This window comes from Nocardioides sp. SYSU D00038 (assembly GCF_016924665.1).
In the GTDB taxonomy this organism is placed as follows: domain Bacteria; phylum Actinomycetota; class Actinomycetes; order Propionibacteriales; family Nocardioidaceae; genus Nocardioides.
Genome location: NZ_JAFFJT010000017.1, coordinates 101,287 through 111,853, shown reverse-complemented (window position 1 = coordinate 111,853; position 10,567 = coordinate 101,287). Strand labels below are relative to the sequence as shown.

At 71.9% G+C, this 10,567-nt stretch carries 8 protein-coding genes; 2 read left to right on the top strand and 6 right to left on the bottom strand.

Annotated elements, in window-relative coordinates; translation table 11 throughout:
* Positions 1-103 precede the first annotated feature (103 nt).
* Both JT721_RS11190 and JT721_RS11185 read right to left on the bottom strand, forming a co-directional pair.
* Complete coding sequence (locus JT721_RS11190; protein ID WP_205473214.1) at positions 104-955, bottom strand: hypothetical protein; 852 nt, start codon at positions 953-955, stop codon at positions 104-106.
* A 105-nt stretch (positions 956-1,060) separates the two neighbouring features.
* Entirely contained in the window at positions 1,061-1,909 is an 849-nt protein-coding gene (locus tag JT721_RS11185; RefSeq protein WP_205473213.1) for a hypothetical protein, read from the bottom strand.
* Between the two features lie 198 nt (positions 1,910-2,107).
* On the opposite strand from JT721_RS11185, the gene JT721_RS11180 reads away from it, so the two are divergent.
* Complete coding sequence (locus tag JT721_RS11180) at positions 2,108-2,614, top strand: DUF4178 domain-containing protein (RefSeq protein WP_205473212.1); 507 nt, start codon at positions 2,108-2,110, stop codon at positions 2,612-2,614.
* Between the two features lie 156 nt (positions 2,615-2,770).
* Here JT721_RS11180 and topA read toward each other — a convergent pair whose 3' ends face one another.
* Together topA and JT721_RS11170 are read right to left on the bottom strand one after the other, a co-directional pair.
* Positions 2,771-5,470, bottom strand: a complete 2,700-nt coding sequence (gene topA / locus JT721_RS11175; protein WP_205473211.1) for a type I DNA topoisomerase — start codon at positions 5,468-5,470, stop codon at positions 2,771-2,773.
* 259 nt (positions 5,471-5,729) lie between these two features.
* Positions 5,730-6,011: a MerR family transcriptional regulator gene (locus JT721_RS11170; RefSeq protein WP_307828003.1), complete on the bottom strand. Its 282-nt coding sequence runs from the start codon at positions 6,009-6,011 to the stop codon at positions 5,730-5,732.
* A 106-nt stretch (positions 6,012-6,117) separates the two neighbouring features.
* Here JT721_RS11170 and JT721_RS11165 point away from each other — a divergent pair, with 106 nt between their 5' ends.
* The gene (locus JT721_RS11165; RefSeq protein WP_205473209.1) at positions 6,118-6,546 is read left to right on the top strand and encodes an Hsp20/alpha crystallin family protein; all 429 of its coding nucleotides are present in this window, start codon (positions 6,118-6,120) and stop codon (positions 6,544-6,546) included.
* 162 nt (positions 6,547-6,708) lie between these two features.
* Here JT721_RS11165 and JT721_RS11160 read toward each other — a convergent pair whose 3' ends face one another.
* On the bottom strand, positions 6,709-8,172 hold the full coding sequence (locus tag JT721_RS11160) for a class I SAM-dependent methyltransferase (RefSeq protein ID WP_205473208.1): 1,464 nt from the start codon (positions 8,170-8,172) through the stop codon (positions 6,709-6,711).
* Positions 8,173-8,253: 81 nt separating this feature from the next.
* Positions 8,254-10,542 (bottom strand): sodium-translocating pyrophosphatase, encoded by a 2,289-nt coding sequence (locus tag JT721_RS11155; RefSeq protein WP_205473207.1) that lies wholly within the window; start codon positions 10,540-10,542, stop codon positions 8,254-8,256.
* Positions 10,543-10,567: the final 25 nt, after the last annotated feature.

Sequence of the window (10,567 nt, the reverse complement as noted above, 5' to 3'; positions counted from 1 at the left end):
CCCGCCCGGGGGGGGCGGGGGCGGGACCCCCTACTGTGCGGGGGCGCCGACCCCGGACGGGTCGGCGCCACTGCACGGGCGACCAGGAGGGTTCAGCCGCAGTTCAGCGCAGCATCCGGGCCGGAGCGGCCGCGACGGTCGCGAGGTCGAGCTCGGGCAGTCGCGGCGTCTTGCACAGCGCCCGGGGGGCGGCCAGCGGGGCCAGGATGAGCGCGCCCTCGCTCCACGACGGGTCCTCCCAGGCCCAACCCATGCTGAGGTACTTGGCCCCACCCACGCTCAAGGCGCGGCGCACGGCCGGACCGGGAGCGGTGCGCTGCTCGGGGGCGTCGATGTCGGTCGACGGGTTGAACGTGTTGCTGGCCTGCCACTGCAGCACCTGGCGGTCGTCGGAGCTGTAGGTGTTGCGGCTGAGGTCGGAGAAGCCGGTCCAAGCCTCGACCGTCTTGCACTGGCCGCCGAGGTGGACGAACCGGAAGCTTGCCTCGCTCCCGACCCAGGCCCGCGCGAACTTCCGGCCGTTGATGGTGACCGAGTAGTTCTCCAGGCTGCCGCTCCCCGGCCCGAACGCGATGTTCGGCTGGGTGGTGAGGTCGAGCCAGGCCCACACGGTGGTGCGGCGCACGGTGCTCTTCTTGCCGCCGGCGACCGCTCGGAACGACGTCGGGCCGGCCTGCGTCAGGGCGACCTTCTTCTTGTAGCTGCCGTCGTTCTTGCTCACCACCTTGGCGACGGTCGACCAGCCGCCGGCGCCGTAGCGACGCTGGAGCTTCACGGTCTGCTTGCCGCCGGGGACGGTGCCCTTCAGGGTCACCTTCTTGCCGGCGGTCAGCTCGGCGGGCACGGGCTTCAGCGTGGGCTTGCCGGCCGCCTGCGCGGGCGCAGCGACCAGCGCCCCGGCCAACAGCGCGAGCGCCGCCAGGGTCAGGACCAGGATGCGGGGAGTACGGGACACGGGGTCTCCTCCGAGAAGTTGTCGGTTCAAGAGGAGTCTCAGCGTGGCACAACCGATGCGTCACCGGGCGGGACTCGCGAGAGCTGGCCGGTGCGAGTCCGCCGGTCAGATCGGTCCGGGCTCGCCCTCCAAGTCGGGAAACGCCGCGGGCACGAACGGCGCGAGCCGGGCGGCGTTGCAGCGCAGCCGGGGGGAGCCCAGCACGGTCATGGTGTCCGGGGTCGACGTGCCGTCGATGCCGATGTCGGCGACGAACCAGTGGGAGCCGACCAGGCTCAACGCCACCCGCTTGGCCGGACCCGGAGGCGTCGTGGCCTGCGTCTCCGCGAGCACGCCGCCCGCGGCGTTCAGCGTCCCCACGGCGGTCCTCTGGACCCCGTCGCCGGCTCCCGGGCCGTGGCCGTCGAGGAAGCCGGTCCAGGTGTCGAAGTGGGTGCACAGGCCGGCCGTGCGCACGCCGACCATGGCGCTCTCGTCACCCACGATGCTGGCGGGGAACGCCCGGCCCCCGATGCCCGCGGACGACCCGGCGGTGAACGGGCCGTTGAGCGCGTAGAACGGCTGCGTCGCGAGGTCGAGCCAGGCGTAGACCTTGAGGGTGCGAGCCTGGCTCTTCGCCGAGCCCTTGACCGCCCGGAACGACGTGGTGCCGCCCGTGGTCAGCTTGACCTTCTTCTTGAAGGCGCCCTGCTTGGTGGTGGTCACCTTCGCCACCGTGCGCCAGCCGCCGGCCACCCCCTTGGTCTGGAGCTTGACGGTCGCCCGACCGCCGGAGAAGGAGCCCTTGAGCGTCACCTTCTTGCCGACCTCCGACTGCGCGGGCAGCGGCTTGAGGGTCACCGACGCCTTGCGGGCGGCCGAGACCGGGCCGGCGAGCGTGGCCAGGCCGGCGATCGCGAGCACCAGGGCGACGACGACGGACAACGGGGACACGAGGCGGTGACGGTTGCGCACGACGGCTCCTCCGAGGACGTGGGGTTGGCGACACCGTAGGGCCTCGCCGCCCGTCGTGTCACCACCGTCCGGGGCGGGCGGCGACGTTCGTGGTGTCCGACTCCGCTGCGCGCCGGCCGGACTCCCCGGTAGAGTCCGGCGCGTCGTCCGAGGACGAGCCCGGTGCCGCGCTCCCCTCCGACCCGCTCGAGGAGAACCATGGCGATGTGGCGCCCGCGACGGCCCCGGCCGGCGACCGCGGACGACCTGCGCCGGCTCGGCATCGGCGACACCTTCCACCAGGGTGGCCAGGCGTGGCACGTCGTCGGCCGCCTGGACTTCGACGAGGTCGGTGTGCGGTGGACCGAGCTCGCCCTCGACGTCGAGCGCCGGGTCTGGCTCACCGTCGAGGACACCGACGACCCCGCCTTCCCCGACGGCCTGGAGGTCTCGTGGTGGGCGGGGGTGGCCGGCGACCTGGTGACGACCGGCGGGCCGGACGACGACCTCGTGGTCTGCGCCGGTTCGACGTACCACCTGCAGCACCGCGGCGTCGCGACGTTCACGACCGCCGGGACGACCGGCACCCCGCCCGGCGGCCGGTGCGACTACGCCGACTACCGCACCGCCGAGCGCGAGCTGCTGGGCTTCGAGGACTACGGCGACGGCTGGCGCACCGCGCTCGGCCGGATCATCCCCACCGGGGCGGTGCTGGTGCGGGACTGAGTCCTGGCGGGGGCGGGGCCGAGCCGAGCGGGTCGGGGTGGACCGGAGGGTGGCCCGTCGCCCGGCGCACTTGTCGGGCAGTTCCTGGTGTTGTCGGGCATCGCAATGCCCGACAACACGGCGAATCCCCGGTCGACCGGGGATTCCACGCGCCGCTCAGGCCTTCTTCGCAGCCTTCTTCGCGGTCTTCTTCGCCGCGGTCTTCTTGGCCGCCGTCTTCTTGGCGGCCGCCTTCTTCGCGCCCTTCTTGGCCGTCTTCTTGGCCGGGCCCCGCTCGCGCCGCTCGGCCAGCAGCTCCGCGGCCCGCTCCAGCGTGATCGCCTCGACCGAGTCGTCCTTGCGCAGGGTGGCGTTGTACTCGCCGTCGGTGACGTACTCGCCGAACCGGCCCGACTTCACCACGACCGGGTTGCCCGAGACGGGGTCGCTGCCGAGCTCCTTGAGCGGCGGCGCGGCCGCGGCCCGTCCGCGCTGCTTGGGCTGGGCGTAGATCTTCAGCGCCTCGTCGAGCCCGATCGTGAGCAGCTGGTCCTCCGAGGTCAGCGACCGGGAGTCGGTGCCCTTCTTGAGGTACGGCCCGTAGCGGCCGTTCTGGGCGGTGATCTCCTCGCCGCTCTCGGGGTCGGTGCCGACCACCCGGGGCAGCGACAGCAGCTTGACGGCGTCGTCGAGGGTGATCGTGTCGAGCGACATCGACTTGAACAGCGAGCCCGTGCGCGGCTTGTCGCTCTTCTTGGCGTCCTCGGGGAGCAGCTCGGTGACGTAGGGGCCGTAGCGGCCGTTCTTGGCCACCACCCGCAGACCCGTGTCGGGGTGGACGCCGAGGTCGATCTCCTCGCCGGCGGGGTTGGCGAACAGCTCCTTGGCCTTCTCGAGCGTCAGCTCGTCGGGCGGCAGGTCGTCGGGCACGTTGGCGCGCTTGCCCGTCGGGTTGCCCTCGTCGTCGGGGCCCTCGAGGTAGGGGCCGTAGCGGCCGACCCGCAGGTTGATGCCACTGTCGGGGCCGCCGACGGGGAACGTCGCCAGCTCGCGGGCGTCGATCTCACCGAGCTCGTCGACCAGCCGCTTGAGGCCGGTGACCCGCTCGGAGCCGTAGTAGAACTCGCCGATCTCGGTCTTGAGGTCCTTGCGCCCGCCGGCGATGTCGTCGAGGACGTCCTCCATCCCGGCCGTGAACTCGTAGGACACCTGGCGCGGGAAGTGCTCCTCCAGCAGCCGGATCACCGAGAACGCCAGCCAGGCCGGCACCAGCGCGGTGCCCTTCTTGTACACGTAGCCGCGGTTGAGGATCGTGCCGATGATCGAGGCGTACGTCGACGGCCGGCCGATCTCGCGGTCCTCGAGCTCCTTGATGAGCGTCGCCTCGGTGTAGCGGGCCGGCGGCTTGGTCTCGTGGCCCGAGGCGGACACCGACGCGGCCGAGACGGGGTCGCCCTGGCTGAGGTTCGGCAGCCGGGTCTCGGCGTCGTCCTTCTGGGTGTCGCCCTCGGTGCCCTCGACGTAGGCCTTGAGGAAGCCGTGGAAGGTGATCACCCGGCCGCTGGCGGAGAACACGACGTCCTCGCCCGTGGCGGCGGCGCCGCCGATCCGGATCGTCACCGACTGCCCGACGGCGTCCTTCATCTGCGAGGCCACCGTGCGCATCCAGATCAGCTCGTAGAGCCGGAACTGCTCGCCGGTGAGGCCGGTCTCGGCCGGGGTGCGGAAGCTGTCGCCGGCCGGGCGGATCGCCTCGTGGGCCTCCTGCGCGTTCTTGACCTTGCTGGCGTAGGTGCGTGGGGCGTCCGGCAGGTAGTCGGCGCCGTAGAGCTCCTGCACCTGCGAGCGCGCGGCACCCACTGCGGCGTCCGAGAGCGTCGTGGAGTCGGTGCGCATGTAGGTGATGAAGCCGTTCTCGTACAGGCGCTGCGCCACCGACATCGTCACGCTGGCGCTCATGCCGAGCTTGCGGCTGGCCTCCTGCTGCAGCGTGGTGGTGCGGAACGGCGCGTACGGCGAGCGGCGGTAGGGCTTCGACTCGACCGAGCGGACGTCGTACGTCGAGTCCTGGAGGGCCGAGACCAGCGCCTCGGCGCGGGACCGGTCGAGGTGGACGACCTTGCCCTCGCTGGCGGGCTTGAGCAGACCGTCCGGGCCGAAGTCGGAGCCGCGGGCCACCCGGGCCTCGTCGATGGAGTGCAGCTTGGCCGGGAACATCCGCTGGTCGTGGGCGGAGCCGGCGTCGAAGGTGCCCTCGAGGTCCCAGTACGACGCCATCCGGAACGCCATCCGCTCGCGCTCCTTGTCGACCACCAGGCGCGTGGCCACCGACTGCACGCGGCCCGCGGAGAGGCCGGACATGACCTTCTTCCACAGCACCGGGCTGACCTCGTAGCCGTAGAGGCGGTCGAGGATCCGCCGCGCCTCCTGGGCCTCGACGAGGTCCATGTCGAGGTCGCGCGGGTTGTCGGCGGCGGCGAGGATGGCCGGCTTGGTGATCTCGTGGAAGACCATCCGCTTCACGGGGATGTTCTTCGGCTTCAGCTCGTCGAGCAGGTGCCACGCGATCGCCTCACCCTCGCGGTCCTCGTCGGTGGCGAGGAAGAGCTCGTCGGCGTCCTTCAGGAGCGTCTTGAGCTTGGAGATGTGGGCCTTCTTGTCGCGCGGCACGACGTAGTAGGGCTCGAAGCCGTTGTCGACGTCGACCCCCAGCCGACCCCACGGCTTGTCCTTGATCTTGGCGGGCGTCTCCGCCGCGCTCTGCGGGAGGTCGCGGATGTGGCCGATGGACGACTCGACGACGTAGCCCTGGCCGAGGTACCCGCCGATGGTGCGGGCCTTCGCCGGGGACTCGACGATCACGAGCTTGTGTGCCACTTCGCCTTCTCTGCCTGTCCTGACCCTCCCGGGTCGGGAGGGCTCACGGTCGGTCACGGTAGCGCGTGCTGTCCAGTACGCCGCGCCGAAGGGTGCGCCGCGGGACGCGTCGGGGCGGCACGGGGTGCGGTCGGGGTGGTCTCGTCGGCGGGTGGAAGGCCGTCGTGCACGGCGCTGCCACTCGATCGCCGGCGTGGTCGAGGGGCTGCCGAGCGGCTGCCCCGCCGTCGACGAGCCGGCCGCGCTGCTCGGGTGAGGCTCAGCCCTCGCCGGTCCGCGCCAGCCGGCGCCGGAGCCGGGCGTTCTCGGCCTCCAGCTCCAGCACCTTGGCGACACCGGCGAGGTTGAGCCCCTCGGCCAGCAGGTCGCGGATCCGGTGCAGCACCTCGATGTCGGCCCGGCTGTAGAGCCGGGTGCCGCCCTCGGTTCGGTCGGGCCGCAGCAGCCCGCGGCGCTCGTAGACGCGGAGGTTCTGCACCTCCATCCGGACCATCCCGGCCGCCACCGAGATCGCGAAGACCCCACGCTTCTCGTCGCTCACGGGCACCATCCTGCCTCTTGCGGGAACAACAGAAAACCTGTATCAGTTGATATAGGTGTGGTGGTCACGGGGACCACCACCTGATCAGCACCCGAGGAGGAACCCCATGTTGCTGCGCACCACCGATCCCTTCCGCGAGTTCGACCGCCTGACCCAGCAGCTGCTGGGGACGACCAACCGTCCGGCGGCCATGCCCATGGACGCCTGGCGCGAGGGCGACCGCTTCGTCATCGAGCTCGATCTGCCGGGCGTGGCCCGCGACAGCATCGACATCGACGTCGAGCGCAACGTCCTCACGGTCCGGGCCGAGCGGCCCGCCCGCAACGGCGACTGGGAGCGGCTCGCCGCCGAGCGCACGACCGGCACGTTCTCGCGCCAGCTCGTGCTCGGCGACAACCTCGACCTCGAGCGGATCGAGGCCGGCTACGACGACGGCGTCCTGCGCCTGGTGGTGCCGGTCGCCGAGAAGGCCAAGCCGCGCAAGATCGAGATCGGGTCGTCGGCTCCCTCCGAGCCCGCCGCGATCCAGTCCTGACCATCCCCGCCGAGTCGTCGTGACTCGTGCCGAGTAACGGCGACTCGGCGCACCCCGCACTGTCGAGTCGTCGTGACTCGTGCCGAGTAACGGCGACTCGGCGCACCCCGCACTGTCGAGTCGTCGTGACTCGTGCCGAGTAACGGCGACTCGGCGTAGGTGTCAGGGGACCAGGAAGCCCTCGTCGACGAGCTCACGCACCTGCGGCAGGTACGTCGCGCGGGTGGCCGCGGGGTCGCGGTCGAGCAGGTGGGCGACGGCGTCGAGCAGCTGGCCGACGGTCAGCTCCCCGTCGCTGGCGCCCAGCAGGGCCGCGACCACGGTGTCGACCTGCCGCGCCCGGCGGAAGCCGCGCTGCTGGCGCACGACGATCGCCTCGGGGTCCTCGGCCCCCACCGGCCCGACGGTCTCCTGGAGCACGTCGGGGCGCAGGCGCAGCCGCTCGTCGGCGCCGCCCGGGGAGCGCACCGCCGCGCCCCAGGCCGCGATCGCCGGCGCGATCGGCTGCTCCACGTCGTAGCGCCACTCCACGAGGTCGTGCCTGGGGTCCGTCGAGCCGGCCCGCAGGTTGACCCAGCCGAAGCCGACCCCCTCGATGCCCTGCTCCTCGAACCAGCTCAGCCAGGTGTCGTAGCGATCCAGGTAGTCGGCGCCACCGTGCCGGCCGGCGTCCTTGAGCCAGAGCTCGACGTACGCCGCGGGGTCCATCACCTCCCGCTGCACGACCAGCGCGTCGCAGTCGTCGGCGAGCCAGCCGGCCAGCCGTTCGTCCCAGGGCCGGTCCTTCGCGATCACCCAGTTCGCGAGCACCTGGCACCAGCCGCCGTCGGCGAGGTGGCGGGGCGCGGCCCGGACGATGTGCTCGACCACCTGGTCGCCGGGCAGCCCGGAGTCGCGGTAGACCAGCCGCTCGCCCGTGGCCGGCGAGATCACGAACGGCGGGTTGGTGGCGATCAGGTCGAAGCGCTCCTCCGCCACCGGATCGAACAGACTGCCGTCGCGGACGTCGACCCGGTCGGCGACGCCGTTGAGCGCGGCGTTGAACCGGGTCACCCACAGCGCCCGCGCGTTGACGTCGGTGGCCACCACCCGGCCGGAGTGGCGGGCGAGGTGCAGCGCCTGCACGCCGCAGCCGGTGCCGAGGTCGAGGCTGGCGCCGACGTCGTCGCGGATCGTCAGCTGCGCCAGGGAGGTCGAGGCCGGGCTGATGCCGAGCACGTGGTCGGGCCCGACGCGTTGCGGGCCGCCGTCGAGCCCCGGCGTGAGGTCGCTGACCACCCAGAGCGGGTCGTCGTCGTCGGTTGCGTAGGGGCGCACGTCGAGCCGGGCCGCCACCTCGCCCACCGACTGCTCCACCAGGCCCTCGACCGCGAGCCGCTCGACCAGCCCGGGCAGGGCCGCCTCGGCGGCGGCCGCCGGCACGGTGGTCTGCAGGAGGAACAGCCGCACCAGCGTCTCCAGCGGCGAGCCGCCGGTGGTCCGCCGCAGCCCGGGCGTCGTCTCGTTGCGGCCGAGCGCGGCGTGGGCGAGCGGGCCGAGCAGGTCGGCCACACCGTCGTAGGTGAACCCGGCCGCAGCGAGCGCAGCGCGCAGCCGCTGGGGCAGGTCGGTGCCGGGGTCGCCCATGCTCCCGAGCCTAGGACCCACCCTGGGAACGAGAAGGCCCGCCGCCCCCGGAGGGGCGACGGGCCATCTCGTGGAGCGGCGCTAGGCGCCGGTCGCCGGGGCCATCGGCTCGGCGGCGATGCTCGACTCACGCCGCTTCGAGATGATCACGGCCGCGGCGATGATGGCCACCGCGACGATCGCGATGACGATCCGCAGGGCGTCGTTCTGGTCGTCGCCGACGCTCAGGGAGACGACCGCGCTCGCGATGAGCAGCGAGACGAGGTTCATCACCTTGATGAGCGGGTTGATGGCGGGGCCGGCGGTGTCCTTGAACGGGTCGCCGACCGTGTCGCCGATGACGGTCGCGGCGTGGGCCTCGGAGCCCTTGCCGCCGTGGTTGCCGTCCTCGACCAGCTTCTTGGCGTTGTCCCAGGCGCCACCGGCGTTGGCCAGGAAGACGGCCATCAGGGTGCCGGTGCCGATCGCGCCGGCCAGGAAGCCGGCCAGGGCGGTCGCGCCGAGACCGAAGCCGACGGCGATGGGCGCCATCACGGCCAGGATGCCCGGCGTGATCAGCTCGCGCAGGGAGTCGCGCGTGACGATGTCGACGACCTTGCCGTACTCCGGTCGGCCGGTGCCCTCCATGATCCCGGGGATCTCGCGGAACTGGCGGCGCACCTCGTAGACGACGGCGCCGGCGGCCCGGGCCACGGCGTTGATCGCCAGGCCCGAGAACAGGAACACGACCGCCGCACCCAGGAGCACGCCGACGAGCACGGCCGGGTTGAACACCTCGAAGCTGAGCAGGCCCGCCTCGTCGGATGTCGGGTTGGCGTCCCTGAGCGCATCGGCGACCGAGGAAGCGTAGGAGCCGAACAGCGCCGTCGCGGCCAGCACCGCGGTCGCGATGGCGATGCCCTTGGTGATCGCCTTGGTGGTGTTGCCGACGGCGTCGAGGTCGGTGAGGATCTGCGCACCCTCGGGGCTCACGTCGCCGGACATCTCCGCGACGCCCTGGGCGTTGTCGGAGACCGGGCCGAAGGTGTCCATCGCGACGATCACGCCGACGGTGGTCAGCAGGCCGGTGCCGGCCAGGGCCACGGCGAACAACGAGACCAGCAACGATGCACCACCGAGCAGGTAGGCACCGAACACCGCCGCACCGATGACCAGCGTGGTGTAGACCGCGGACTCGAAGCCGACCGAGAGGCCGGAGAGGATCACGGTCGCGGGGCCGGTGAGCGACGTGCGCCCGACGCCCTTGACCGGCTCGTACTCGGTGCCGGTGTAGTAGCCGGTCAGCGCGAGGATGCCGGCCGACATCACGATGCCGATGACCACCGCGACCGAAGCGATGATCCGCGGGTCGCCGTCGTTGCCGGCGAACGCCGCGCCGAAGTCGGCGAACTCGCTGGGCAGGTAGATGAACGACAACACGACGCTCGCCACCGCTGCGATCGCGGAGGAGACGTAGAAGGACCGGTTGATCGTCGTCAGCCCGTTCTCGCCGGCCTTGGGCCGGGTGAGGTAGACGCCCGCGATCGCGGTCAGCGCGCCGATGGCCGGGATGAGGAGCGGGAGGACCAGGCCCTTGTCGCCGAAGACCTGCGAGCCGAGGATCAGCGCCGCGACCAGGGTGACGGCGTAGGACTCGAAGAGGTCGGCCGCCATGCCGGCGCAGTCGCCGACGTTGTCGCCGACGTTGTCGGCGATCGTGGCGGCGTTGCGCGGGTCGTCCTCGGGGATGTTGTTCTCGACCTTGCCGACCAGGTCGGCACCGACGTCGGCGGCCTTGGTGAAGATCCCACCGCCCACGCGCATGAACATGGCGAGCAGGGCCGCACCGAAGCCGAAGCCCTCGAGCACGTGCGCGGCGTCGTCCTGGAAGAACAGCACGACGACGCTGGCGCCGAGCAGGCCCAGGCCCACGGTGAGCATGCCGACCATCGCGCCGGTGCGCAGGCCGATCCTCATGGCCGGCTCGCGGCCCACGGTGTTGGCGGCGGCGGCGACGCGCAGGTTGGCGCGCACGGCCAGCGACATGCCCAGGTAGCCGACCGCCGCGGAGAATCCGGCGCCCACCAGGAAGAACACCGACCGGAAGATCCGGACGGTCATGTCGTCGGCGGGCAGCACCAGCAACGCGAAGAACGCGACGGCGGCGAAGATCGCCAGGGTCCGGAACTGGCGCTGCAGGTAGGCGTCCGCGCCCTCCTGGACGGCCTGCGCGATGTTCTTCATGTTGTCGGTGCCCTCGGCGGCGGACAGCACTTCCCGGCGGAAGATCGCGGCCATCACCAGCGCGCCGAGCGCGATGAGTCCGACCACGATCACCAGGACGAGGTTGCCGCCGGAGAGCTCAACGACTGCGGGAGAGATCCCCGTCATCGTGTTTCCTCCTGCGAGATCAGGT